This window comes from Bacillus sp. LQ16 (assembly GCF_057784645.1).
The window spans coordinates 4,268,438-4,294,471 of record NZ_CM173491.1 but is presented as its reverse complement, the minus strand read 5'-3'; the positions used below and the strand labels follow the sequence as shown (position 1 = coordinate 4,294,471).

Below are 26,034 nucleotides of genomic sequence, written 5' to 3'. Positions count from 1 at the left end.
AAAGGAGGTAGTGAAGAGGAAAATAAATGATGAAAGTGTAGGGAGTGTAAAAGCTTACCTATACAGCTAGTGATGAGCTAGCAAAAATTATAGAAAGGAAGTCTACTAACTAGGCGTATGCACACGTATAGCAGTGAATCGTAAAAGATTTATTGAAAGTGTTAGTAGCAGAAAGAGGGTACATATGGCAAAGCGTGGTACGAGAATTGCCGCCTTTTTCCTCATCGTCTTATTAATCGGTGGAGTAATTGGTGCGGCAGGAAAAGACATAGCAAAAGGAATTAGTCTAGGACTAGACCTTCGCGGTGGTTTTGAAATTCTGTATGAAGTAAAACCAGCCAAAAAAGGTGATAAAATCGATCGAGACGTACTTGTAAGTACAGTAGGTGCTCTTGAAAATCGTGTCAATGTTCTCGGTGTAAGTGAGCCGAACATTCAAATCGAAGGGCAAGATCGAATTCGTGTACAGCTTGCTGGTGTACAAGATCAGCAAAAAGCACGTGAAATGTTATCAACACAAGCGAAATTAACATTCCGTGATGTGGATGATAACCTTCTTATGGATGGAACGGATTTAAAAGGCGGCGGAGCGAAGCAAACATTTGATGAGCAAGGCCGTGCGAGCGTAGGTCTTACACTAAAAAGCGCTGAAAAATTCCGTGAAGTAACTGAAAAAATTTCTAAAATGCCACCACCAACGAATTTAATGGTAATTTGGCTTGATTTTGAAGAAGGAAAAGATTCGTATAAAGCAGAATCTGCAAAACCGAATCCAAAGTTCTTATCAGCAGCAACAGTAAACCAAGTATTTAACCAAGCTGAAGTATCTATCGTAGGTGGAAACTTCACAGTTGAAAGTGCGAAACAACTTTCATCTTTATTAAATGCAGGTGCACTGCCTGTTGATTTAAAAGAAATGTATTCAACATCTGTTGGAGCGAAATTTGGTCAACAAGCATTAGACCAAACAATTTTCGCTAGTGCGATTGGTATCGCTCTTATTTTCTTATTTATGCTTGTGTATTACCGTTTACCAGGACTTGTAGCGGTTATTATGTTAGGTCTATACATTTTTGTTACATTACTTGTCTTTAACTGGATGCATGCGGTTCTGACATTACCAGGTATTGCCGCATTAGTGCTCGGGGTAGGTATCGCAGTTGATGCGAATATTATTACGTACGAGAGACTGAAAGAAGAGCTGAAAATTGGTAAGTCCATGATGTCAGCATTCCGAGCTGGTAACCATCGTTCATTAGCAACAATTTTAGATGCGAACGTTACGACTCTTGCAGCTGCAGGTGTGTTATTTGTATATGGTACAAGCTCAGTACAAGGGTTTGCAACAAGTTTAATCGTAAGTATTTTAGTCGGTTTCATTACGAACGTATTCGGTACTCGTTTCTTACTAGGTTTACTTGTAAAGAGCCGTTACTTCGATAAAAAACCAGGATATTTTGGTGTGAAACAAAAGGATATTATTCCGTTAACAAAAGGTGTAGTACATCCACCAACGAAATTTGATCGTATTAACTTCGTGAATATCGGTCATAAATTCCTTATCTTCTCAATTGTAGTTGTAATTGCAGGTGCAATTATCCTGCCAATTTTCAAATTGAATCTTGGTATTGACTTTGCAAGTGGTACACGTATGGACTTGCAATCAAAACAAGCACTTACTGTAGCTGATGTTCATAAAGATTTTAAAGAGTTGAACATTGATGTGAAGGAAGAAAATATTGTACCGACTGGGGATGACAATAAAGGTTTCGCAGTTCGTACATTAGGTGTTTTATCAAAAGATGAAATTGCGAAAACAAAAACATTCTTCCATGATAAATATGGTACGGATCCAAACATAAGTACAGTTTCACCGACAATCGGTAAAGAAATTGCACGAAATGCATTTATCGCTGTACTGATTGCTTCTGCAGTTATCATTTTATACGTAAGTATTCGATTCCGATTTACGTATGCGTTATCTGCAGTACTTGCATTATTACATGACGCATTCGTTATGGTTGTTATGTTTAGTATTTTCCAATTAGAGGTAGACTTAACGTTTATCGCTGCAGTACTAACAATCATCGGTTATTCTATTAATGACTCGATTGTTACATTTGATAGAAACCGTGAATTATACAAACAGAAAAAACGAGTGCGCGATATAAAAGACCTAGAGGAAATTGTAAATGCAAGTATTCGCCAAACGCTTGGTCGTTCGATTAACACCGTATTAACAGTGTTACTCCCAGTAATTGCACTACTTATCTTCGGTAGTGAGTCACTACGTAACTTCTCGTTTGCGTTACTTGTTGGATTAATAGTAGGTACGTACTCTTCTGTTTTCGTTGCCTCTCAAATTTGGTTAATGCTTGAAAACCGTCGTTTGAAAAAGGGGAAAAACAAGAAGAAGGTTGAGAAAGTAGAATCTGAACCGCAAGTATAGAAAAGATGATGCCTTATTATGAGGCATCTCTTTTTTCGTTTGTGGATACAATAAGATAGCAACTTTTTGATGGGAAGAAGATGGAAGAAAGTGGTGGTGTTATCGCTGTTTTTGTTAAAATAAAAAGATAGGTTAAGAAAAGAAGGGATTTTAATTATGGAAAAAGATGAACGTTTTAAACAGGCCGAGTTTGGTGCTATTGTCGGGATCGTTGGTAATATTATATTAGCAATTGTAAAGGCGGTAATTGGTTATATTGGGAACAGTAAAGCACTGCTAGCAGATGCGGTGCATTCTGCATCAGATGTAATTGGTTCGCTAGCTGTACTTTTTGGATTGCGAGCGGCAAAGCAGCCACCTGATGAAGATCATCCGTATGGTCATGGTAAAGCGGAATCGATTTCAGCGATTATTGTTGCGGTATTATTATTTATTGTGGGACTTGAAATCGCGATTTCATCTATAAAAGCTTTTTCGCAAGAACTAGAACCGCCGAAAGGAATTACGATTTTTGCTGTTGTTCTTTCAATCGTCGTGAAAGAAGGAATGTTTCAATATAAATTCCGATTAGGGAAAAGGGTAAATAGTGATGCAATTATTGCAAATGCATATGAGCACCGTTCGGATGTATTTTCTTCAATTGCAGCTTTAATCGGTATTTGTGCAGCTATACTCGGTGGTAAGCTTGGTATAGACTGGCTTGTATATGCTGATCCGATTGCAGGATTAGTTGTTTCGCTTCTTGTTGTAAAAATGGCATGGAGCATTGGAGCGGAAGCAATTCATGCAACGCTTGACCATGTTCTTCATGAGGAGGATGTTATTCCGCTTAGAGAAGCAGTTCTTCAAGTAGATGGTGTGAAAAAAATTGGTTCTTTATATGCACGGGAGCATGGTCATTATGTTATTGTCGATATTAAAGTGTCTGTAGATCCATACATTACTGTAGAAGAAGGACACCGTATTGGAAAACATGTGAAAGAAATACTTATGAAACAAGATAATGTACAAAATGTATTCGTACATATAAATCCGTATTCTCCAAATTAAACATCATTAACATTTTAGTATATAGATATTGCATCGTAGTTTGCATTATATTGTCACCCCTTAATCTGTCTTGTATAATGAACAGGTTAAGGGGTGATTTCGTGTTACAACCGAAGACGCGTTGGAAAGAAAAAAAATATAATGACGAACGAGTGAGTGAATTAGCAAGTAAATTACAGTTATCGCCACTTGTCGTTTCATTATTCCTCGGTAGAGGACTAGATACAGAAGATAAGATTTTAGATTTTTTAAATACAGAAAATCAAGAATTTCATGATCCATTTTTATTAGAAGGAATGGATAGAACGGTAGAACGTGTAAATAAGGCGATTCAAAATGGAGAACAAATATTAATATTTGGTGATTACGATGCAGACGGAGTAAGTAGTACAACTGTGTTATATCTTGCTCTTCAAGAATTAGGTGCAGAAGTAGAATTTTATATTCCAAATCGTTTTACAGAAGGGTATGGGCCGAACGAAGAAGCGTTTCGTTGGGCGCATAGCGCAGGGTTCTCACTGATTATTACTGTCGATACTGGCATTGCAGCAGTACATGAAGCGAATGTAGCGAAAGAGCTTGGAATAGATCTAATTATTACAGATCACCATGAGCCACCGCCAGAATTGCCAGAAGCACTTGCGATTATACATCCGAAATTAGATGGCGGTGTATATCCGTTTCACTATTTAGCTGGTGTAGGTGTTGCGTTTAAAGTTGCGCATGCACTATTAGGCCGTGTACCAGAACATTTATTAGAGATTGCAGTAATCGGTACAGTAGCCGATTTAGTGTCACTTCATGGTGAAAATAGGTTGCTAGTGAAACGCGGTTTAAAACATATGCGTATGACGAAAAATATTGGTTTAAAGGCATTGTTTAAAGTTGCTAACGTTTCGCAAAGTGAAATTACAGAAGAGAGTATTGGCTTCTCAATTGCACCGCGTATTAATGCGGTCGGGCGTTTAGAAGATGCAACGCCGGCTGTACACCTTTTATTATCAGATGATCCTGAGGAAGCAAAAGAGTTAGCCGAAGAAATTGATGAGCTGAACAAACTGCGAAAAGATATTGTAAAGCAAATTACAGAAGAGGCTATCGCTGAAGTTGAAAATAACTTCCCGCCAGAAGAAAACAAAGTGTTAGTACTTGCAAAAGAAGGTTGGAATCCGGGTGTAATTGGGATTGTCGCTTCTAAATTAGTTGAACGTTTTTATCGTCCGACTATTGTATTATGCATTGATCCTATAAAAGAAACAGCAAAAGGCTCAGCGCGTAGTATTGCAGGATTTGATTTATTTGCAAATTTATCAGATTGTAGAGAGTTATTGCCACACTTCGGAGGGCATCCGATGGCAGCGGGAATGACGCTACATATGAATGATGTAGATGAATTACGTCGCCGCTTAAATGAACAAGCAGATGCAATTTTAACAGAAGAAGATTTTATTCCAATTACAGCAGTTGATGTTTTTTGCAAAGTAGAGGATGTAACACTAGCGGCAATTGAAGATATGCAGAAGTTAGCACCATTTGGTGTTGGAAATCCGAAACCACGTATTGCAGTGAAAGATGCAGAGTTAGAAAGTATTCGCGCAATCGGATCAGATGGCTCTCATTTAAAAATGGCTCTTCGTGATGGACAAGCAACACTGGATACAATTGGATTTGGTTTTGGTGCATATGCGAAAGAAATCTCTCCAGTTGCAAAAGTATCTGTAATAGGAGAAGCATCCATCAATGAATGGAATAATTTTAAGAAGCCACAATTAATGGTACAAGATATTGCTGTAGAGGCGTGGCAATTATTTGATTGGCGTAGTATGCGTAATGCAGAAGCAAATTTAGCAGAACTTCCGAAAGAAAAAATAACAATGGTGTATTTTTCTGAAGAGGTATTGAATAAATTTTCTTTAGAGAGCTATAAAGAGAAGCTCATGCATGCTTCAGAAGTAACGCATTTAGATGATCAATATATCGTGTTACTTGATTTACCAAAAGGAACAGATGAATTAAGTGAGCTATTTAAAGTAGGATTCCCAGCGCGAATTTATACGCTGTTTTATCAAGAAAATAACCATCTATTTAGTACAGTTCCTACGAGAGAACACTTTAAATGGTACTATTCTTTCTTAAGCCAAAAAACACCATTTTCTTTAAGACAATATGGAGAACAACTATGTCGCCATAAAGGCTGGTCAAAAGATACAGTAAATTTCATGACACAGGTGTTTTTTGAGTTAGAATTTGTTACAATAAAAGATGGCGTCATTTTTATGGCAGACAAAAAACAAAAGCGTGATTTAATTGAATCGAACACATATCGTGAGAAAATGAACCACTTACAATTAGAAAAAGAATTGGTTTATAGCACATATCAGCAACTATATACATGGTTTGAAACGATTCGTAATCATAAAGAAGTAGAACAGTTAGGGTAAAGGATTTGTATTTACAAACCTTTTAGATCTGAGGAGGATTCAGAAATATGGATTTCAAGCAACATATCGCAATTGTACCGGATTATCCGAAAGAAGGTATTGTGTTTAAAGACATTACACCTTTAATGAATGACGGTAAAGCATACAAAGCAGCAACAGATGCAATCGTTGAGTACGCAAAAGAAAGAGATATCGATGTTGTAGTAGGACCAGAAGCTCGTGGTTTCATTATCGGTTGCCCAGTTTCTTATGCGTTAGAAGTAGGATTTGCGCCAGTTCGTAAATTAGGAAAATTACCACGTGAAGTAATTACAGTTGACTACGGTAAAGAATATGGTAAAGATGTTTTAACAATCCATAAAGATGCAATTAAGCCAGGTCAACGCGTATTAATTACAGATGATCTATTAGCTACAGGTGGAACAATCGAAGCGACAATTAAGTTAGTTGAAGAGCTAGGCGGAGTTGTAGCAGGGATTGCATTCTTAGTAGAGCTTACTTACTTAGATGGTCGTAAAATGTTAGATGGTTACGATGTATTAGTATTAGAAAAATACTAATCACTATATAGGTAAAACTACGGTGATAAAAAGTACCCGTGAATCTCTTGGAGAGGAGCGGGTACTTTTGTATAATTGAACAAAAAATCATGGTGAAATGTCAGTAAAATCTTTTCCTTTTCACAATTCACAATCATTGGGTTATAATGATAGAATATAATTTATTCTATTAAATAAAGATAAAGTCAATTTTCAATAAAAGGTGATTCGATGGCAAATGAGCAGGTACTAACAGCTGAACAGGTACTCGAGAAAGCAAGTCAATATTTAGCGGATGAAGATATTGAGCTAGTGGCACGTGCTTATGAATATGCACGTGATGCGCATAGCGAACAATATAGAAAATCGGGTGAACCGTATATTATTCATCCGATCCAAGTTGCAGGTATTTTAGTTGATTTACACATGGATCCAGCTACGGTATCAGCAGGTTTCTTACATGATGTAGTGGAAGATACAGAGATTACGTTAGAAGATATTGAACGGGAATTTAACAAAGAAATTGCTATGCTTGTTGATGGTGTTACAAAGCTTGGGAAGATTAAATATAAATCTCACGAACAACAACAAGCAGAAAACCATCGCAAAATGTTTATTGCAATGGCTCAAGACATTCGAGTTATTTTAATTAAACTAGCTGATCGTCTTCATAACATGCGTACATTGAAACATTTGCCTCAAGAGAAGCAGCGTCGCATAGCGAATGAAACGTTAGAAATCTTTGCACCTTTAGCACATAGACTCGGAATTAGTACTATTAAATGGGAGCTAGAGGATACGTCACTTCGCTATTTAAATCCCCAACAATATTATCGTATTGTAAATTTAATGAAGCGTAAACGTGCAGAACGTGAAGAATACTTAGACGAAGTAATGACTGGTATTCGTGAGAAATTAAAAGAAGTTGCAATTCAACCTGAGATTTCTGGAAGACCGAAACATATTTACAGTATTTATCGTAAAATGGCACTGCAAAATAAGCAGTTCAATGAAATTTACGATTTATTAGCTGTACGTGTTGTTGTAAATAGTATTAAAGATTGTTATGCGGTGCTTGGAATTATTCATACGTGCTGGAAGCCGATGCCAGGTCGTTTTAAAGATTATATTGCAATGCCAAAAGCAAATCTATATCAATCTCTTCATACGACTGTAATTGGACCGAAAGGTGATCCACTTGAAGTGCAAATTCGTACGAAAGAAATGCACGAAATTGCAGAATTCGGGATCGCGGCACACTGGGCGTACAAAGAAGGAAAAACAGCAGAAACAACAGGTACATTAGAGAAGAAACTCACATGGTTCCGTCAAATACTAGAATGGCAAAATGAAGCTTCTAATGCAGAAGAATTTATGGAGTCATTAAAAATTGATTTATTCTCTGACATGGTATTCGTCTTTACACCGAAAGGCGATGTAATGGAATTACCACTTGGATCGGTTCCGATTGATTTCGCGTATCGTGTCCATTCGGAAATTGGGAATAAAACAATTGGTGCAAAAGTAAACGGTAAAATGGTGACGTTGGATTATAAATTAAAAACAGGCGACATCATTGAAATTTTAACGTCGAAACATTCGTATGGCCCAAGTCAAGATTGGGTAAAACTTGCTCAAACATCTCATGCAAAAAATAAAATTCGTCAATTCTTTAAGAAACAACGTAGAGACGAAAATATTGAAAAAGGCCGTGAACTTGTTGAAAAGGAAGTACGTGGTCTAGAGTATGAGATGAAAGAAGTATTAGCGCCTGATAACTTAAAACGCGTCGCTGAGAAATTTAACTTTGCAAATGAAGAAGATATGTTTGCAGCAGTTGGATATAGCGGAATTACAGCTTCGCAAATTGTTACGCGACTAACGGACAAGTTCCGCAAACAACGCGAAGAAGAAGAAATTGTTGAAGTTAAAGAAGTTCGTAAACCGATGAAAATTCGAAAATGGGATTCTGGTGTAAAGGTAAGCGGTGCTGATAATTTATTAATCCGTTTATCGAAATGCTGTAACCCAGTTCCAGGCGATGATATCGTTGGATATATTACGAAAGGCCGAGGTGTATCGATTCACCGCCGTGATTGTGTAAACGTTCATACAGAAGAAGCTGTAGAACGTTTATTAGAAGTAGAGTGGGAAGGTAGCCCTGAAAAAGAAATTGAGTATAACGTTGATATTGAAATTTCGGGTTACGATCGCCGTGGTTTATTAAATGAAGTACTGCAAGCTGTTACAGAGACGAAAACGTACATTTCAGCTGTTTCTGGTAGAAGTGACCGTAATAAAATGGCAACAATTAATATGTCAATCTCGATTCGTAACTTACAACACTTGAAAAAAGTAGTAGAACGCATTAAACGCGTTCCAGAAATTTATGCAGTACGACGCATGATGCATTAATAGGGAGTGTAGAAAGATGAGAGTTGTTTTACAACGATCAAAGAAAGCGTCTGTCACAGTAGACGGTGAGATCGTAGGACAAATTCCGTTCGGTTTAACATTACTAGTTGGCATTACGCATGAAGATACAGAAAAAGATGCAACTTATATTGCGGAAAAAATTGCAAACTTACGTATTTTTGAAGATGAGAGCGGAAAGATGAATCATTCTGTACTTGATGTAGAAGGACAAGTCCTATCTATTTCGCAATTTACATTATACGGAGATTGTCGCAAGGGAAGACGTCCAAACTTTATGGATGCTGCGAAACCTGACTACGCAGAGCGTTTATACGATTTCTTTAATGAAGAAGTTCGCAAACAAGGATTGCATGTGGAAACAGGGAAGTTCGGAGCAATGATGGACGTTTCTTTAATCAATGATGGTCCGGTGACCTTAATTGTAGAAAGTAAATAGTGTTGATAAAAAAGAGAGGGTTATATAATCCTCTCTTTTTTATACATTGTTGTATGTTTTGTTCATTTATCCCGCATTAACGGGCAGTAAGACCCTCCACCTCAAAATTCAGCGGAAGCAAAGAAGTTAGGTGAGGATCAACTGCCCGTAAAAGCCCGATTGGTTCAACTAATAATCAGTGGTGGATGAACAAAACCCCCACTGATTAAAGTTTCACTTTATCATAGGATTAATTTAAAGGGGAATAAAAGAAAAAGAAGGTGTAGCATGCTTCAAGAATTTAATATAGCTTTACGTTTTATGTTAGAGTTATGTATTCTTGGGATTGTTGGATACTGGTGATATCGAGTAGGAACAACAATGGCTATAAAAATTACACTTGCTATCATTATTCCAATTGTTATTGCTGTCATTTGGGGGCTATTTGGAGCTCCACATGCAGAATGGGAAGTACAAGGTATATTACATGTATTATTAGAAATTATCGTATTTGGAGTAGGTGTTGCAGCGTTATATCATTTGAAGCATCATATGCTCGCAAGTGGACTGGCTATTGTTATTGTTGTAAATCGAATACTAATGTTTATTTGGAATCAATAGCAGTTTCGGTTATGTATAACTCTCTCATCAATATGGAACAATAAAAAGTAAAACATCCATATTGAATGTGAGGGATATACGTATGCGTATGAATGAAAAAGGGCATTCTGTTACAAATGGTGCAAATCAACTGTTTAACGTGAATTTTCATGATTTCATTTCAAAAGAGCAAAATAATACTTCAATGGAGCTTGCTTCCGAGTTTGGGATTTCTCTTCAAGATGTAAAGCGTTTAAAGAAGCAGATTGAACGTTCTTAGAGCACTTGACAATCCTACTTAACAAACGTATAGTAATTTTATATTTACATATGAATATAACCGTTGATAGAGAAGAGTAAATGAGATACACATGGAAAGAGAAGAAATGTCTTAGGCTGAAAACATTTCTGCATGATGACTGATTGAATGACACTCTAGAGGTTTCAACTTGAACGGCATATATGCTTAGTAGGGATGAACGCATATTTAAGCGTTATTAAAAAAGTGGAAGCATACGTGCTTCAATTAGGGTGGCACCACGGGTATAATACTCTCGTCCCTACTGTTTAAACAGTAGAGGCGGGAGTTTTTTTATTTTTATTAAGATTAAAACAATTTGAGGAGGAACTGAATATGTCTATTCAAATCCCACGCGGAACGCAAGATATTCTTCCAGGCACTGTTGAGTTATGGCAGTATATCGAAGGGCAAGCACGCGAAATTTGCCGTCGTTACAATTATAAAGAAATTCGTACACCAATTTTTGAGCACACTGAGCTATTTTTACGCGGTGTTGGTGATACGACAGATATCGTACAAAAAGAAATGTACTCATTCCAAGATCGTGGAGAGCGCAGCTTAACATTACGTCCAGAAGGTACTGCACCTGTTGTACGTTCTTACGTTGAAAATAAAATGTTTGGTGATGCAACACAACCAACGAAATTATACTATATCGGTCAAATGTTCCGTTATGAAAGACCACAAGCAGGTCGCTATCGTCAATTCGTACAATTCGGTATCGAAGCAATCGGCAGTAATGACCCTGCAATTGATGCAGAAGTAATTGCACTTGCTGTTGAATTTTACCGCGGCATGGGCTTAAAAAATATTAAAGTTGTATTAAACAGTTTAGGTGACGCAGCGAGTCGTCAAGCACACCGTGATGCATTAATCGCACACTTTGAGCCACGTATCGGCGAATTCTGCTCTGACTGTCAATCTCGCTTAGAAAAGAACCCACTTCGAATTTTAGACTGTAAGAAGGACCGTAACCATGAATTAATGGCAACAGCTCCATCTATTACAGAATACTTAAACGAAGATTCAGCAGTATACTACGACAAAGTACAAGAACTATTAACGATGATGGATGTTCCATTTGAAAAAGATCCGAACTTAGTGCGTGGTTTAGACTACTATCAACATACTGTTTTTGAAATTATGAGTGAGGCAGAAGGTTTCGGTGCGATCACTACATTAAGCGGTGGTGGCCGTTATAACGGACTTGTACAAGAAATCGGTGGACCAGAAATGCCAGGTATCGGTTTTGCAATGAGTATTGAACGTTTAATTATGGCGCTAAAAGCTGAAAACATTGAATTACCACTTGAACATAGCATTGATTGTTACGTTGTAGCGCTTGGTGAAAAAGCGAAAGACCATGCTGCAAAAGTGGCATTCGATCTTCGTAAAGCTGGATTGTCGGTTGAAAAAGATTATTTAGATCGCAAAATGAAAGCACAATTTAAATCAGCAGATCGTCTAAAGGCGAAATTTGTAGCTGTATTAGGAGAAGATGAGCTAGATAAAGGCATCATTAACTTAAAAGATATGGCAACAGGTGAACAAGAAGAAGTAGCGTTAGATGTATTTGCTTCATACGTAGCAGAGAAATTAATATAGGGGGAACTTACAGTGGCTGAAAGAACACATGCATGTGGAAAAGTAACAGTAGAAGCTGTTGGACAAACAGTTCAATTAAAAGGTTGGGTACAAAAACGCCGTGACTTAGGTGGATTAATCTTTATCGATTTACGTGACCGTACAGGTATCGTACAAGTTGTATTTAACCCAGAAACATCAAAAGAAGCGTTAGAAGTAGCAGAAACAATTCGTAGCGAATACGTATTACACATAGAAGGTACAGTTGTTGAACGTGGTGAAGGCGCAATTAATGACAATATGGCAACTGGTCGTATTGAAGTACAAGCAACAAAAGTAAATGTACTAAATGCAGCGAAAACAACACCAATTATTATTGCTGATGATACAGATGCATCAGAAGATGTGCGTTTAAAATATCGTTATTTAGACTTACGTCGTCCTGTAATGTTCAACACATTCAAAATGCGTCACGACGTAACAAAAACAATTCGTAACTTCTTAGATACAGAAGAGTTCTTAGAAGTAGAAACACCAATTTTAACGAAAAGTACGCCAGAAGGAGCTCGTGACTATTTAGTACCAAGTCGTGTACATGACGGTGAATTCTATGCATTACCACAGTCACCACAGTTATTTAAACAGCTTCTTATGGTCGGCGGATTTGAGCGTTACTATCAAGTAGCACGTTGTTTCCGTGACGAAGATTTACGTGCAGATCGTCAACCAGAATTCACGCAAATCGATATTGAAGCTTCATTCTTAACACAAGATGAGATTTTAGAAATGATGGAGCGTATGATGACGAAAGTTATGAAGGATGCAAAAGGTGTAGAAGTTAGTGCACCATTCCCTCGTATGAAATATGCTGATGCAATGGCTCGCTACGGTTCTGATAAGCCAGATACACGCTTTGAAATGGAACTAACAGACTTATCTGAGTTTGCAGCAGGTTGTGGCTTTAAAGTGTTTACAAGTGCTGTAGAAAGCGGCGGACAAGTAAAAGCAATTAATGCAAAAGGTGCTGCAAGTAAATATTCTCGTAAAGACATCGATGCATTAACTGAATTCGTGAAAGTATACGGTGCAAAAGGTCTAGCTTGGCTTAAAGTTGAAGAAGACGGCCTAAAAGGACCGATTGCGAAATTCTTCGGTGAAGAAGATGCAAATGTGTTAATGAGCACATTAGAAGCTACTGCTGGCGACTTATTACTATTCGTAGCAGATAAGAAGAGCGTTGTTGCAGATAGCTTAGGCGCACTTCGTTTACGTCTAGGTAAAGAGCTTGAGTTAATTGACGAAAGTAAATTTAACTTCCTATGGGTAACTGATTGGCCACTTCTTGAGTACGATGAAGATGCAGATCGTTATTTCGCAGCTCACCATCCATTCACAATGCCATTCCGTGAAGACGTTGAGCTACTAGAAACAGCACCAGAAAAAGCACGTGCACAAGCATATGACCTTGTATTAAACGGTTATGAGCTTGGTGGTGGATCACTTCGTATTTATGAGCGTGACGTACAAGAAAAAATGTTCAAAGCACTTGGATTCTCACAAGAAGAAGCGCAAGAGCAATTCGGATTCTTATTAGAAGCATTCGAATACGGTACACCACCACACGGCGGAATCGCATTAGGTTTAGATCGTCTTGTTATGTTACTTGCAGGCCGTACGAACCTTCGTGATACAATTGCATTCCCAAAAACAGCAAGCGCAAGCTGCTTATTAACAGAAGCTCCAAGCCCAGTTGCAGAAGCACAGCTTGAAGAGTTAAACTTAAAATTAAGCTTAAAAGAAGAGAAGTAAGAATAGGGTCTAGATGGTTATACTATAACCATCTAGACTTTTTTAATGGATAATTAAAAGAAGAAACAAAATCCCGGTTTACACTATGTTTTCATTATCAAAATATGTATTTTTAGGAATTCTATAACTTTTTCTATACAAATAGTCGGAAAAACGCTAGAATACATGGTAGACCATTTTTGTAATAGGAGTGTAGAGCTGAATGTTACATCAATTTTCACGTAATGAATTAGCCTTCGGTAAAGAAGGACTTGAAATATTAAAAAATAGTACAGTCGGTATTTTAGGAATTGGCGGCGTAGGTTCATTTTCAGCTGAAGCGTTAGCGCGTTCTGGAGTAGGACGTCTCGTATTAGTTGATAAAGACGTTGTAGATATTACAAACGTAAACCGTCAAATTCACGCTTTAGTATCTACTGTAGGACGTTCAAAAGTAGAATTAATGAAAGAGCGTATTGCAGACATTAATCCGGAATGTGAAGTAATTGGATTAGAAATGTTTTATACAGATGAAACATATGAAGAGTTCTTTAAACACGGTTTAGATTTCGTAGTGGATGCATCTGATACGATTACGTTCAAAATCCATTTAATTAAACAATGTTTACGTCGTAAAATTAAAATTATCTCATGTATGGGTGCAGCAAATAAAATGGACCCAACTCGTTTCCGTATTGCGGACATTTCTAAAACACATACAGATCCAATTGCGAAAGTAATTCGTACGAAGCTTCGTAAAGAGGGTATTAAAAAAGGTGTAAAAGTTGTCTTCTCTGACGAAAATCCAATCGTAATTCGTGAAGAAGTACGTAAAGAAATCGTACCAGACGAGAATGCAAAAATTCGTAAAGCGAAATTACCGCCTTCATCAAATGCATTTGTACCATCTGTGGCAGGCTTAATTATGGCAAGTCACGTTGTACGTGAACGTATTAAAAATGTAGAAGTGAAACGTGTAGGGCAAGAATAAAAGAAAAGCATATATCCATTTTGGATATATGCTTTTTTATATGTATTAAAGAAATATGGATATTTGCATCACTACTAGTTCACATGTAAGTAAGGTTAGTAAGTAATAATCATATTTATCTGATTTATAGGCGGATGTCTTTTTTAGGCTGTTAATGGTGAAAAGAGCTAAAGTCAGGACGAGAAGGCCAAGAGTTATTTTGAAGATTATTAATGAAATAGCAACCATCTCCCTTTAAAAGGTATATGTTTATAATAACATTTTAGTAAAAATTATCCAATATGTTTTAGGAGTTTTCTTGTATGACAGGGAGTAATGTTATTGTAAATCTTTGTCATTAAATCGATCTCCTTTATTGAATCGTTGATATATTGTAAGTTGTGATAGATATATTTGAAAAATCGTTGATATATTGCAAGTTGTGATAGATATATTCGAAAAACCGTTGATATATTGCAAGTTACGATAGATATATTCGAAAAATCGTTGATATAAATTCATTTACCGACATGTATATATACGGTTTACCGAAAACAAACAAGGATGTCACTTAGTCAAAAAAGTGACATCCTTGTTTTTAATTCTCTGCAGAATATATAATATCTAAATTTCCATTTTGATCTGTCTTGAAAATGGGAGCAATCTGTTCTTCTTGTTCTTCAACCGAAACAAGTTTTCGAGCGCGATCCATAATTCGAACAAGCATCGCGTAATCTTCTTCGATTGCTTGTTGTTTTTTTGTGAGTACCGCTAATTTCGTTTCAAGTTCATGATTCGTTTTTTGCAGAGAAGTGAGCTGAGCTTGTAATACATCATTTTCAGTTTGCAACTTTGCAAGTGAAGGATTGTTATGTTCTAAATTTTGTAAAAACGAGATGACATTTTGCATTGTAAGATCTTGTTTACTTGGCGTAATATCTTCTGAAAAATCGGCGTCAATTACGAGTTGTTTCGTTTTCGTGAACCGATCTTTTTCTATATTAGCTTCAGAACGTTTTAATTCTTTACGTTGTTTTTTTGCAAGCTGCACCGCATCTTCGTAATTCGGTCTTACTTCAGCATTCCATCTAAAACCACAAGCTGCGGAAGTGCGGTTTAAAGCGTCGCCAACTTCATCAAACGCTTTTATTTGTGTACTTCCGCTGCGAATATGTCGCAAAACAGTTTCTGCTAAAAGGAGATCATCTTCTTTTGTCCATGCATCTTGACGTGTTTTCATAAGCGAAGCCTCCATAATGGTGACGTTTTCGTTTATGTTACCCTTTATTTTTCGTTTTATTCGAAGTTTGTAATCTTTCATAAACAGTAGAAAGTGCTTGCTCAAATTTCCCTGTCGTTTTCGGTTTATAATATTGCTTGTTTTTTATTTTATCAGGTAAGTATTGTTGCCTTACCCAGCCATTTGGATGGTCGTGTGGATATAAATATCCAATGCCTCTTCCGAGTGATTCTGCGCCTTTGTAATGACTATCTTTTAAATGGCTTGGAATGTCACCTGTTTGACCGTTGCGTAAATCGTGTAATGCAGCATCAAGTGCTTTATAAGCTGAATTTGATTTTGGTGATAAGCATAGCTCTATAACGGCATTTGCAAGTGGGATGCGTGCTTCTGGGAATCCAACTCGTTCAGCTGATTCAATTGCAGCTAGTGTACGCGGTCCAGCTTGTGGGCTAGCAAGTCCAATATCTTCATAAGCCATAATAAGAAGGCGTCTGCCAATACTTTGTAAATCACCTGCTTCAATAAGGCGTGCTAAATAATGGAGCGCTGCATTTACATCACTTCCGCGTACTGATTTTTGAAATGCTGATAATACGTCATAATGAGCATCGCCGCCTTTGTCGTGAACGAAGCTCTTCTTTTGTAAGCATTCTTCTGCAATCTCGAGTGTGATTTCAGCCGCTTGATCGTCTGTAGTAAAGCTAGATAATACAGCAAGTTCAAGTGCGTTATAAGCGGAACGCATATCACCACCAGAGGCATTTGCAAAATGATGTAGTGCTTCATCTGTTACCGTTACAGCATATTCTCCAAGGCCTTTTTCTTTATCTTCTAAAGCTCTTTTTAACCCAATTAAAATATCATCTTCTGTTAGTGCGTGTAATTCGAAAATTTGACACCTGCTTCGAATAGCGGAGTTTATTGCATGGAATGGATTACTTGTCGTTGCACCAATTAAAGTAAGAAGTCCGCTTTCTAAGTGGGGTAATAGAAAGTCTTGCTTTGCTTTATCTAGACGGTGAACTTCATCTAGAATTAAAACGAGGTGTCGATGCATCTTTGCTTCTTGTACGACAACTTCCATATCTTTTTTATTGTGAGTAACAGCGTTTAATAGACGAAACGGGGTACCGGTACTTCCTGCAATTGCACTGGCAATGGATGTTTTTCCTGTACCTGGAGGACCGTATAAAATCATAGATTGAAAATGATTTGCTTGGACCATTCGCCATAAAATCTTTCCTTCACCAACTAAATGTTGTTGCCCAATAATTTCTTGAATATTTGTAGGGCGCATTCGATGTGCGAGTGGTTGTTTCATTTAGACCGTCTCCCTTAATATATAATCTCGTTCTATCGTATCATTTTTTTCTACGAAATTTGAAATAGGATGCTGTTTTATGGGAAAAATGAAGAAGAATATTTTCATTTTTCTTTCAATTGTAATAATTTCCGAGTTTTTCAATGTGATTTTATGTTATCATTTTGATACACAAGTTGAAATTTCTTATAATACTATATTATGCTATAATTTCATAGGATTTTAAATTGTGTTCTTTTTATAAATAAGATATAACCAATAGAAGTGAAAATTTGAAAAGAGGTGCAAAATAGATGAAGATTTCAACAAAAGGCCGCTATGGCTTAACAATTATGATTGATCTTGCAAAAAAGTTTGGTGAAGGTCCGATTTCATTAAAATCAATTGCGCAGGCGCATGACTTATCCGAGCATTACTTAGAGCAATTAATTTCACCACTTCGTAACGCTCGTCTTGTAAAGAGTACGCGCGGGGCATATGGCGGATATGTATTATCTGATCAACCGGCTAACATTACAGCTGGGGATGTAATCCGTGTATTAGAGGGACCGATTAGTGTTGTAGAAATGATAGAAGAAGAAGAGCCAGCACAGCGCCAGTTATGGATGCGTGTTCGTGATGCGGTGCAAGAAGTGTTAGATAGTACAACGTTAGAAGATTTAGTACGTTATGAGGAAGAAAATCACGGGGGCTATATGTTTTACATTTAATTCCTTGTGAAACGATTTGGAAAGAAGGAGATTTAATGGAACGCATTTACTTAGATCATGCTGCGACATCTCCGACTCACCCAGAAGTGGTCGAAAAGATGATTCCATATATGACAGAAATATTCGGGAACCCGTCTAGTATTCACTTTTATGGACGTCAAACTCGTCACACAGTAGATGGGGCGAGACGAGTGTGTGCACGCAGCATTCATGCGAATCCGAATGAAATTATATTTACGAGTGGTGGTACAGAAGCTGATAATTTAGCGCTTATAGGTGTAGCACGTGCGAACCGTCATAAAGGTAACCACATAATAACGACGCAAATTGAACATCATGCGATTTTGCATACGTGCGAATTGTTAGAGCGTGAAGGGTTTGAAGTGACATATTTACCTGTCGATGAAACAGGACGCATTCAAGTTTCTGACATACAAAAGGCATTAACAGAAGAGACGATTCTTGTATCTATTATGTTTGGGAATAATGAAGTAGGGACAATGCAACCAATTGTGGAAATAGGAAAGCTGCTAAAAGAGCATCAAGCTTATTTCCATACAGATGCGGTACAAGCTTACGGTTTAGTAGAAATTAATGTGAAAGAGTTTGGTATTGATTTATTATCAATTTCAGCTCATAAAATTAATGGGCCAAAAGGTGTAGGGTTCTTATTCGCTGGTGCAAATGTGAAATTTGAGCCGTTATTAATAGGCGGAGAGCAAGAAAGAAAACGCCGTGCTGGTACGGAAAATGTGCCTAGTATTGCTGGGCTTCAGCATGCAATTCTTATAGCTGAAAAAACTCGTGAGCAAAAAAATGCCCAATATGAAGAGTTTAAAGATATAATGGTATCTGTCTTCAAAAATGAAGGCATTACTTTCGAGGTAAACGGAAACTTAGAACATCGCTTACCGCATGTACTTAATGTAAGTTTTACAGGAATGAACATTGAACCGTTTCTTGTGAACTTAGACCTAGCTGGCATTGCAGTATCAAGTGGTTCTGCTTGTACAGCTGGTTCGATTGATCCATCACATGTATTAGTAGCGATGTTTGGAAAAGACTCCGATCAAATACGTTCATCCGTACGCTTTAGTTTTGGACTTGGAAATACGAAAGAGCAAATTGAAAAAGCGGCGTACGAAACAGTGAAAATCGTGAAGCGATTAACACAAAATTAGCATGGGAGGTGACATGATGAACAAACTACCTCACGAAACACGCGTTGTCATCGGAATGTCCGGTGGCGTCGATTCATCTGTAGCAGCACTTTTATTAAAAGAGCAAGGTTATGATGTAATCGGAATTTTTATGAAAAACTGGGATGATACAGATGAGAATGGTGTCTGCACAGCAACAGAAGATTACAATGATGTAATTGAAGTGTGTAACCAAATTGGTATTCCGTATTATGCAGTAAACTTTGAAAAACAATACTGGGATAAAGTATTTACGTACTTCTTAGATGAGTACCGAGCTGGTCGTACACCAAACCCAGATGTAATGTGTAATAAAGAAATTAAATTTAAAGCATTTTTAGAGCATGCAATTGCGCTTGGTGCCGATTATGTAGCAACAGGTCATTATGCACGCGTTGCTTATATGGACGGCGAATATAAAATGCTTCGCGGCGTTGATGACAATAAAGATCAAACATATTTCTTAAATCAATTAAGCCAAGAGCAATTATCAAAAACAATGTTCCCGTTAGGTGAATTAAAGAAACCGCAAATTCGTGAAATGGCGAAAGAAGCTGGCTTAGCGACAGCGGCGAAAAAAGATAGTACAGGTATTTGCTTCATTGGTGAGCGTAACTTTAAAGATTTCTTAAGTAACTACTTACCGGCACAACCAGGTGTAATGCAAACATTATCTGGTGAAGTGAAAGGGAAGCATGACGGTTTAATGTATTATACAATTGGACAACGTCATGGCCTTGGAATTGGTGGTAATGGTGATCCATGGTTTGCTGTTGGGAAAAATCTAAAAGAAAACATTTTATATGTTGATCAAGGATTCCATAACGAACTTCTATATGGTGATGAAGTTATTGCTACGAATGTAGGATGGGTAAGTAACAAAGAAAAAGAAACAGAATTTAAGTGCACGGCGAAATTCCGTTATCGTCAAGAAGACAATAAAGTAACGGTTCAAATCGTTGATGAAAATACAGTTCGTATTCTTTGTGATGAGCCAATTCGTGCAATTACACCAGGACAAGCAGTCGTTTTCTATGATGGAGATGAGTGCTTAGGCGGTGCTACAATTGATGAAGTATACCGTAGTGGTAAGAAATTGGATTATTTAGGATAAACGAGAAGCCTCTGCCGATTAGCGGTTAGAGGTTTCTTTTACATAAAGCGAATTTTCGTTCGCTTGGAAAATACATTCTTTGTTATAATTTGTTGTAGAGGTGAAGGACATGTCAAACAAACTTGAAACAGGTATTCAATATATGCAAGAAGGAAACTGGGAAGAAGCAGCTAAAAATTTTACAGAAGCAATCGAAGAAAATCCGAAAGATGCGCTTGGATACATTAATTTTGCAAATTTATTAGACGTATTAGGTGATAGCGAGCGAGCGATTTTATTTTATAAACGCGCACTAGAGTTAGATGATAAATCTGCAGCTGCCTATTATGGTTTAGGAAATGTATATTATGGCCAAGAGCAATTTACTGAGGCGAAAGCTGTATTTGAACAAGCAATGCAAGCTGGATTACAATCAGCTGATGTAACATTTATGTTAGGTATCACACATGTACAGCTTGGAAATGATCGTCTTGCACTACCATTCTTACAAAGAGCAACAGAATTAGATGAAAACGATGTAGAAGCTGTATTCCAGTGCGGACTTTGCTTTGCGCGATTAGAACATGTTCAAGAGGCGAAACCTTATTTTGAAAAGGTATTAGAAATGGATGAAGAGCATGCAGATGCGTATTACAATTTAGGTGTTGCGTACGTATTTGAGGAAAATAATGAGAAGGCTCTCGCTTTATTTAAGAAAGCAACTGAAATTCAGCCAGATCACTTTTTAGCGGGTAATGGCGTTCGTTTATTAGAGCAAGAAGCTGAATAAGATAAAAATATAGTTTAATGGGTAGTTATCCCTCATCTAAAAAGGTGGGGGATGTACTGCTCATTAAAGTGAAAATATCGGAAAGGAGAGGAAAGATGGGAAATCAACATGCAATGGATTTGTTTGAGGAAGAGAAAAAGTTTATAAAAGCGCAAGTTCTTCATACCATTTTCCACAACGAAGAAAACCTCTATTCCGTTGTCAGTATGAAAGTCATTGAAACGAATGAAACGTATGACGAAAAGAAAGTAATGATAAACGGTCATTTTCCCCGCATGCATGAAGATGAAGTGTTTACATTGACTGGTCATTTTAAGGACCATCCAAAGTATGGAAAACAATATATGGTTGAAACATTTAAAAAAGAATTGCCGCAAACAAAAGCAGGTATGGTGCAATATTTAGCGAGTGATTTATTTAAAGGGATAGGAAAGCGTACAGCGGAAAAAATTGTGGATCATCTCGGGGAACATGCTATTTCTAAAATTATGGATGACCCTGAGGCGTTAAATGGTGTTGTTAACAAACAAAAGGCTCAGGAAATATATGAGACAATTGTTGAACATCAAGGATTAGAGAAAGTAATGAGCTTTTTAAATGGTTACGGTTTTGGAACGAAACTTTCTATTAAGATTTACCAGCAATATAAAGAGATGACATTAGAAGTGATTCGTAATAATCCGTATCAACTTATTGAAGAAGTGGACGGGATTGGTTTTGGACGAGCGGATGATATAGGGCGTGCGTTAGGGATATCGGGTAATCACGACGACCGTGTACGAGCGGGATGTTTTTACACATTAGAGAATGTCTCATTGCAACTTGGTCACGTTTATATGAGGAAAGATCAACTTGTAAGAGAAACGATGTCACTTTTAAACAATCAAGAAGGAAGAGTGACTGAAGAAGATATTATAGGTTGTATTGAAACGATGCAAAGTGAAGGGAAAGTCATCATAGAAGAAGAACGAGTGTATTTAGCAACTTTATTCTACTCTGAAAAAGGTGTTGTAAAGTCTATTCGTCGATTGATGAATCAAGAGGAAACACCTTCATTTCCTGAAGCAGAAGTGTTAAAAACATTAGGTGAAATTGAAGAACAGTTGAATGTACAATATGCACCATTTCAGCAAGAAGCGATTCAAACGGCACTTCATAAACCGATGATGTTATTAACAGGTGGACCAGGAACAGGAAAAACAACCGTTATTAAAGGGATTGTTGAAATGTATGCGTCACTTCACGGATTATCGTTAAATCCGAATGAATACAGTGATGATAATCCATTTCCAATACTATTAACAGCTCCAACAGGAAGAGCAGCGAAGCGGATGAGTGAATCGACAGGACTTCCAGCTTGCACAATTCACCGTTTGCTTGGCTGGACGCCAGAAGGATCTTTCCAACGTAATGAAACGGATCCTGTCCAAGGTAAGCTCCTTATTATCGATGAATTTTCAATGGTTGATATTTGGCTCGCAAATCAGCTATTTAAGTCGCTACCAACGAATATTCAAGTTATCGTTGTAGGTGATGAAGATCAGTTGCCATCTGTAGGACCTGGACAAGTATTAAAAGATTTATTAAATGCAGGTGCAGTTCCGACAGTGAAGCTTACTGAAATTTATCGTCAAGCAGAAGGCTCATCTGTTATTCAACTTGCCCATGCAATCAAAGACGGCACACTCCCGCCAGATTTAGCGCAAAATAAAAAAGATCGTTCGTTTATCAGCTGTACAGGGGCTCAAATTGTTGAGGTTGTGAAAAAAGTTTGCGAAAACGCTAAAACAAAAGGCTTTAGTGCAAGGGATGTTCAAGTATTAGCACCGATGTACCGCGGGCCTGCTGGTATTAATGTATTAAACGAAGCGCTGCAACAAGTATTTAACCCGAAAAGGGAAAAGAGTAAAGAAATCCAGTACGGTGATGTTGTATACCGAAGAGGCGATAAAGTACTGCAACTCGTTAATCAGCCGGAGAGCCAAGTGTTTAATGGGGATATCGGAGAAATTGTTTCGGTGTTTTATGCGAAAGAAAACGTTGAGCAACAAGATATGATTATCGTTTCATTTGATGGAATTGAGGTAACGTATACAAAGCCGGATTTAAATCAAATTACACATGCATATTGTTGTTCGATTCATAAATCACAAGGTAGTGAATTTCCGATTGTTATTATGCCGATTGTGAAAAGTTACAACCGTATGTTACGCCGTAATTTAATTTACACGGGCATTACAAGAAGTAAGAAGTTCCTTATTATTTGCGGGGAGGAAGTAGCTTTCCAATCTGGTGTAAATCGCCTTGATGATGCAATGCGTCAAACAACTTTAGCTAGTCGCTTGCAGGAATCACAAGGAGAAGTACAGATGGTCACAGTTAATGGCGAGGAAATGGACGTGGAAAACATTTCACCGTATGATTTCATGTAACAAGGTGAAATTATATAGTGAAACTTTCAAACGCATAGCGTTGAAAGGCTCCAGCAATGTATAAATGAATGCGGTTTGGACATAATGGCGAATAGAATCTGGGAGACTGTAAGGAGATGAAAGCCATATGTTCATTTGTCCAAATTGCAAAGGGAAAGACATTGGGAAAATAGGTGTCAACCAATTTTATTGCTGGAATTGTTATATCGAATTATCGGTTTCAAAGGGGAAAATCCATACGCATCAAGTTGAGGAAGATGGTTCATTAAGCTCTCTTGATGATTTATTTGATGAGAATGAAAGAACGATCGGATAACGAAAAGGGGGATTTACTTTGAATCTACGCAATTCATTAATCGCATTAGGTGTTGGAGCTGCAGCATATCAATATGCTCGTAAGCAAGATGTATTTTCAAAACGCAATATGAAAAAAGCACGTAAGATGATTAAGTCTTACTTATAATCATTTCGATGAAGTGAAAAACTCCCTTATAGACAAGGGAGTTTTTTTATGCACTCATATGCAAATAAAAAAGTCCAATTTCTGAGAAAAGATAAGATAGACCGTAACAGCCGACGCCAAGTATTCCATACTGCCATAATTGCTTCGCTTTTTCTTTACGTGAGGAACGAATAAAGAACCCCTTCCAAATACCAAAGCCGATACAAATCCATTCAAGAATCATAAAAAGTGCTGATAATCCAAGCATAAACAAAACCATAATTAGCCCTCCTGATTACATTATTTCATGCTGTATTCTCAGGGGTGGTTGTCCTTGTTATGTTATTTATATGTACGTCTTTAAAAAACAGTATGGTCCGTATGAAAAGATTTTAAAAGTTTCACACATAACCTAACCCATTTATTTTCAAAATAAAGGTGGAGGAGGTTTTTCATGTGAAGAATCTTAAAATCATTTGGATATATCGTTTAGGATTATTGTTACTTGTTTTTCTTTGTTTGCTCGTCTTTTTAAAAATTAAGCCACTATGGGCACCGATTATTTTTGTATTTAAAGTAGCGATTACGCCGTTTCTTATCGCCTGTTTTATTGCGTATTTATTGCACCCTTTAATTGAAAAAATTCATAAGGAAGGGATGCCCCGTACACTTGCCATTTTGCTCATTTATATCCTTTTCTTTGGCGGAATTGGTTATGGGATTTATAAAGGAACACCAGTCGTTATTAAACAGTTACAAGAGATTAATGAACAATTTCCGCAGTTTACAAAGATGTACGATTCGTGGATGGATGGCGTTACAGAACAAACAGCGAATTTCCCTTCGTTCATTCATGAAAAGGTGAAACAACTTTTTGTGGGTGTGGAAACGAAGATTCAAGCGCTTTTAAATAAAGTGATGAGTACAGCTCGTGGTGTACTCGATTCATTGCTCATTATTTTCTTAATACCGTTCATTGTATTTTACATATTAAAAGATTATGGTGAGTTTTATCATATCTTTTGGAAACTAGTCCCAAGTAAATGGCGAGGTACGGGGCAAATGCTTGCGAAAGAAATTGATAAGTCACTTGGAAGTTATATTCGAGGACAGTTATTTGTTTGTTTAGTATTAGGGGGAGTATCAGCTCTTTCTTTTTGGTTTATCGGTATGAAATATCCATTATTGCTTGGCATTATTATTGGGGTAACGGATATAATCCCGTACTTTGGTCCTATTTTAGGAGCGATCCCGACGTTAATGATTGCAGCAACAGTATCAACGAGTTTACTTATTAAGGCGGGGATTACGATTGCTATTTTGCAATTTGTGGAAAGTAACATTTTATCGCCTTACATTGTTGGTAAGTCACTTCGTATGCATCCTGTTATTATTATGCTTGCATTACTAGTTGGGGGGGAAGTAGCTGGTATTGTAGGATTACTAATATCGGTTCCGATTTTAGCAGTTATTCGTACTGTCATTGTTCATGTGAGACCTCTCTTGAAAAAAGAAAATGTGTAAGTATAGAAGCCCTCTATGTAAGAAATAGAGGGCTAATCATATATTTATTTAGAAAGCTGCTCGTGTATCTTTTGAACGAGGGAGCTCACATCATTTGTTTGAATATGTTTTATTTTTTTCCATTCATTATCATACATAAATACAATTTGATTGTTGAAAAGACGCTTTTGTTCTTTTAGATTAGAAATTTTTGCAAAAGAGTACTCTTCAAATATTGGATTCTTACTTACATCTGGCCCGTAAAAGAATAACCTTTTGTTCGTTAAAATTAGCAATCCTGGCCTTGCGACGGAACGATAAATAAATATGTCTAATGAACATGCTGCGTAAAATAATATCGTTTCGTCAGTTGCTAATATGTTTTTAGCTTTGTTAAGTAAGGTTGTCATTGTGATCGCTCCTTTATTTTATTAACAATAATTTAATTATAGCAAAAAAAGTAATATTTAGAAATTTTTATAAATTATTATTGTAAGGAGATTCCAATTTATTAATAAACGCATAATATATGAAAAGGCTGTTAAGAATGAATAGTAGAATACCTATGATTAATAAGCGATTAATACAATATAAATGATTATCTACATTGACAAACTTAAGAGAATTCTATTATATTTAGTCATATAATACATTAAATCAATGACGGAACAAGTACGTTACAGTCCATTTATAGAGAGAAGCTTCCATATGGCTGAAAGAAGCTTTAA

22 protein-coding genes, 1 pseudogene and 2 other annotated features (1 of these 25 running past the window's edge) are annotated in these 26,034 nt (G+C 37.0%); of the genes and pseudogenes, 19 read left to right on the top strand and 4 right to left on the bottom strand.

Going from position 1 to position 26,034, the window contains the following annotated elements; genetic code table 11:
- Window positions 1-184 precede the first annotated feature (184 nt).
- The 11 genes and pseudogenes from secDF (at window position 185) to AC3EMB_RS21595 (ending at window position 14,594) form a co-directional block, all read left to right on the top strand.
- Window positions 185-2,449 carry a protein translocase subunit SecDF gene (secDF, locus tag AC3EMB_RS21645; RefSeq protein WP_053563616.1) on the top strand — a complete coding sequence of 755 codons (2,265 nt, stop codon included), beginning with the start codon at window positions 185-187 and terminating at the stop codon, window positions 2,447-2,449.
- A gap of 156 nt (window positions 2,450-2,605) precedes the next feature.
- Complete coding sequence (locus AC3EMB_RS21640; RefSeq protein WP_000409746.1) at window positions 2,606-3,499, top strand: cation diffusion facilitator family transporter; 894 nt, start codon at window positions 2,606-2,608, stop codon at window positions 3,497-3,499.
- A 101-nt stretch (window positions 3,500-3,600) separates the two neighbouring features.
- Entirely contained in the window at window positions 3,601-5,940 is a 2,340-nt protein-coding gene (gene recJ, locus AC3EMB_RS21635) for a single-stranded-DNA-specific exonuclease RecJ (RefSeq protein ID WP_095690184.1), read from the top strand.
- A 47-nt stretch (window positions 5,941-5,987) separates the two neighbouring features.
- Window positions 5,988-6,500, top strand: coding sequence for an adenine phosphoribosyltransferase (locus AC3EMB_RS21630; protein ID WP_000346215.1), 513 nt, complete (start codon window positions 5,988-5,990; stop codon window positions 6,498-6,500).
- Between the two features lie 210 nt (window positions 6,501-6,710).
- Window positions 6,711-8,894 carry a GTP diphosphokinase gene (gene relA / locus AC3EMB_RS21625; protein WP_001262795.1) on the top strand — a complete coding sequence of 728 codons (2,184 nt, stop codon included), beginning with the start codon at window positions 6,711-6,713 and terminating at the stop codon, window positions 8,892-8,894.
- A 16-nt stretch (window positions 8,895-8,910) separates the two neighbouring features.
- Window positions 8,911-9,351 (top strand): D-tyrosyl-tRNA(Tyr) deacylase, encoded by a 441-nt coding sequence (locus AC3EMB_RS21620; RefSeq protein ID WP_001266965.1) that lies wholly within the window; start codon window positions 8,911-8,913, stop codon window positions 9,349-9,351.
- A 267-nt stretch (window positions 9,352-9,618) separates the two neighbouring features.
- A pseudogene (locus tag AC3EMB_RS21615) lies at window positions 9,619-9,951 on the top strand (YrdB family protein).
- 82 nt (window positions 9,952-10,033) lie between these two features.
- Window positions 10,034-10,210, top strand: coding sequence for a hypothetical protein (locus AC3EMB_RS21610; protein ID WP_001242605.1), 177 nt, complete (start codon window positions 10,034-10,036; stop codon window positions 10,208-10,210).
- 54 nt (window positions 10,211-10,264) lie between these two features.
- Window positions 10,265-10,495 (top strand) — a binding site (T-box leader).
- Window positions 10,496-10,564: 69 nt separating this feature from the next.
- On the top strand, window positions 10,565-11,836 hold the full coding sequence (hisS, locus tag AC3EMB_RS21605; RefSeq protein ID WP_000027079.1) for a histidine--tRNA ligase: 1,272 nt from the start codon (window positions 10,565-10,567) through the stop codon (window positions 11,834-11,836).
- Window positions 11,837-11,848: 12 nt separating this feature from the next.
- Complete coding sequence (gene aspS, locus AC3EMB_RS21600; RefSeq protein WP_000840885.1) at window positions 11,849-13,624, top strand: aspartate--tRNA ligase; 1,776 nt, start codon at window positions 11,849-11,851, stop codon at window positions 13,622-13,624.
- Between the two features lie 202 nt (window positions 13,625-13,826).
- Window positions 13,827-14,594 (top strand): tRNA threonylcarbamoyladenosine dehydratase, encoded by a 768-nt coding sequence (locus tag AC3EMB_RS21595; protein ID WP_000903182.1) that lies wholly within the window; start codon window positions 13,827-13,829, stop codon window positions 14,592-14,594.
- Window positions 14,595-15,171: 577 nt separating this feature from the next.
- Here AC3EMB_RS21595 and AC3EMB_RS21590 read toward each other — a convergent pair.
- Both AC3EMB_RS21590 and AC3EMB_RS21585 read right to left on the bottom strand, forming a co-directional pair.
- Entirely contained in the window at window positions 15,172-15,813 is a 642-nt protein-coding gene (locus tag AC3EMB_RS21590) for an RsfA family transcriptional regulator (RefSeq protein WP_000857709.1), read from the bottom strand.
- A 37-nt stretch (window positions 15,814-15,850) separates the two neighbouring features.
- Complete coding sequence (locus AC3EMB_RS21585) at window positions 15,851-17,137, bottom strand: replication-associated recombination protein A (protein WP_000812919.1); 1,287 nt, start codon at window positions 17,135-17,137, stop codon at window positions 15,851-15,853.
- Between the two features lie 293 nt (window positions 17,138-17,430).
- On the opposite strand from AC3EMB_RS21585, the gene cymR reads away from it, so the two are divergent.
- The 7 genes from cymR to AC3EMB_RS21550 all read left to right on the top strand — a co-directional run bounded on the left by cymR (window position 17,431) and on the right by AC3EMB_RS21550 (window position 23,824).
- Window positions 17,431-17,847: a cysteine metabolism transcriptional regulator CymR gene (gene cymR / locus AC3EMB_RS21580; RefSeq protein WP_000704116.1), complete on the top strand. Its 417-nt coding sequence runs from the start codon at window positions 17,431-17,433 to the stop codon at window positions 17,845-17,847.
- Window positions 17,848-17,882: 35 nt separating this feature from the next.
- Window positions 17,883-19,028, top strand: coding sequence for a cysteine desulfurase family protein (locus tag AC3EMB_RS21575; protein ID WP_053563619.1), 1,146 nt, complete (start codon window positions 17,883-17,885; stop codon window positions 19,026-19,028).
- 16 nt (window positions 19,029-19,044) lie between these two features.
- Window positions 19,045-20,160, top strand: a complete 1,116-nt coding sequence (gene mnmA / locus AC3EMB_RS21570; protein WP_001038010.1) for a tRNA 2-thiouridine(34) synthase MnmA — start codon at window positions 19,045-19,047, stop codon at window positions 20,158-20,160.
- Window positions 20,161-20,269: 109 nt separating this feature from the next.
- A complete protein-coding gene (locus AC3EMB_RS21565) occupies window positions 20,270-20,929 on the top strand; it encodes a tetratricopeptide repeat protein (RefSeq protein WP_000066409.1) in 660 nt (219 codons plus the stop codon).
- 95 nt (window positions 20,930-21,024) lie between these two features.
- A complete protein-coding gene (gene recD2 / locus AC3EMB_RS21560; protein WP_000528080.1) occupies window positions 21,025-23,361 on the top strand; it encodes an SF1B family DNA helicase RecD2 in 2,337 nt (778 codons plus the stop codon).
- Window positions 23,362-23,488: 127 nt separating this feature from the next.
- Window positions 23,489-23,677, top strand: coding sequence for a hypothetical protein (locus tag AC3EMB_RS21555; RefSeq protein ID WP_000469281.1), 189 nt, complete (start codon window positions 23,489-23,491; stop codon window positions 23,675-23,677).
- 18 nt (window positions 23,678-23,695) lie between these two features.
- Window positions 23,696-23,824: a YrzQ family protein gene (locus tag AC3EMB_RS21550; protein ID WP_001053553.1), complete on the top strand. Its 129-nt coding sequence runs from the start codon at window positions 23,696-23,698 to the stop codon at window positions 23,822-23,824.
- 46 nt (window positions 23,825-23,870) lie between these two features.
- On the opposite strand, the gene AC3EMB_RS21545 is transcribed toward AC3EMB_RS21550, so the two are convergent.
- Window positions 23,871-24,083 carry a hypothetical protein gene (locus AC3EMB_RS21545; RefSeq protein WP_000242539.1) on the bottom strand — a complete coding sequence of 71 codons (213 nt, stop codon included), beginning with the start codon at window positions 24,081-24,083 and terminating at the stop codon, window positions 23,871-23,873.
- Between the two features lie 176 nt (window positions 24,084-24,259).
- Between AC3EMB_RS21545 and AC3EMB_RS21540 the strand changes: the two genes are divergently transcribed.
- Window positions 24,260-25,327, top strand: a complete 1,068-nt coding sequence (locus AC3EMB_RS21540; protein ID WP_000793129.1) for an AI-2E family transporter — start codon at window positions 24,260-24,262, stop codon at window positions 25,325-25,327.
- 44 nt (window positions 25,328-25,371) lie between these two features.
- Here AC3EMB_RS21540 and AC3EMB_RS21535 read toward each other — a convergent pair whose 3' ends face one another.
- On the bottom strand, window positions 25,372-25,716 hold the full coding sequence (locus AC3EMB_RS21535) for a PH domain-containing protein (protein ID WP_000209466.1): 345 nt from the start codon (window positions 25,714-25,716) through the stop codon (window positions 25,372-25,374).
- Between the two features lie 241 nt (window positions 25,717-25,957).
- Window positions 25,958-26,034, top strand: a binding site (T-box leader) (it continues 143 nt past the right edge of the window).

Bases quoted from the DNA above. Each gene is read 5' to 3' on its own strand.
- AC3EMB_RS21575 (WP_053563619.1), top strand. From the start codon at position 17,883: ATGGAACGCATTTACTTAGATCATGCTGCGACATCTCCGACTCACCCA.
- AC3EMB_RS21630 (WP_000346215.1), top strand. From the start codon at position 5,988: ATGGATTTCAAGCAACATATCGCAATTGTACCGGATTATCCGAAAGAA.
- AC3EMB_RS21535 (WP_000209466.1), bottom strand. From the start codon at position 25,716: ATGACAACCTTACTTAACAAAGCTAAAAACATATTAGCAACTGACGAA.
- AC3EMB_RS21640 (WP_000409746.1), top strand. From the start codon at position 2,606: ATGGAAAAAGATGAACGTTTTAAACAGGCCGAGTTTGGTGCTATTGTC.
- AC3EMB_RS21610 (WP_001242605.1), top strand. From the start codon at position 10,034: ATGCGTATGAATGAAAAAGGGCATTCTGTTACAAATGGTGCAAATCAA.
- AC3EMB_RS21555 (WP_000469281.1), top strand. From the start codon at position 23,489: ATGTTCATTTGTCCAAATTGCAAAGGGAAAGACATTGGGAAAATAGGT.
- recD2 (WP_000528080.1), top strand. From the start codon at position 21,025: ATGGGAAATCAACATGCAATGGATTTGTTTGAGGAAGAGAAAAAGTTT.
- secDF (WP_053563616.1), top strand. From the start codon at position 185: ATGGCAAAGCGTGGTACGAGAATTGCCGCCTTTTTCCTCATCGTCTTA.
- mnmA (WP_001038010.1), top strand. From the start codon at position 19,045: ATGAACAAACTACCTCACGAAACACGCGTTGTCATCGGAATGTCCGGT.
- AC3EMB_RS21595 (WP_000903182.1), top strand. From the start codon at position 13,827: ATGTTACATCAATTTTCACGTAATGAATTAGCCTTCGGTAAAGAAGGA.
- AC3EMB_RS21590 (WP_000857709.1), bottom strand. From the start codon at position 15,813: ATGAAAACACGTCAAGATGCATGGACAAAAGAAGATGATCTCCTTTTA.
- cymR (WP_000704116.1), top strand. From the start codon at position 17,431: ATGAAGATTTCAACAAAAGGCCGCTATGGCTTAACAATTATGATTGAT.
- AC3EMB_RS21620 (WP_001266965.1), top strand. From the start codon at position 8,911: ATGAGAGTTGTTTTACAACGATCAAAGAAAGCGTCTGTCACAGTAGAC.
- AC3EMB_RS21565 (WP_000066409.1), top strand. From the start codon at position 20,270: ATGTCAAACAAACTTGAAACAGGTATTCAATATATGCAAGAAGGAAAC.
- AC3EMB_RS21545 (WP_000242539.1), bottom strand. From the start codon at position 24,083: ATGGTTTTGTTTATGCTTGGATTATCAGCACTTTTTATGATTCTTGAA.
- hisS (WP_000027079.1), top strand. From the start codon at position 10,565: ATGTCTATTCAAATCCCACGCGGAACGCAAGATATTCTTCCAGGCACT.
- AC3EMB_RS21585 (WP_000812919.1), bottom strand. From the start codon at position 17,137: ATGAAACAACCACTCGCACATCGAATGCGCCCTACAAATATTCAAGAA.
- relA (WP_001262795.1), top strand. From the start codon at position 6,711: ATGGCAAATGAGCAGGTACTAACAGCTGAACAGGTACTCGAGAAAGCA.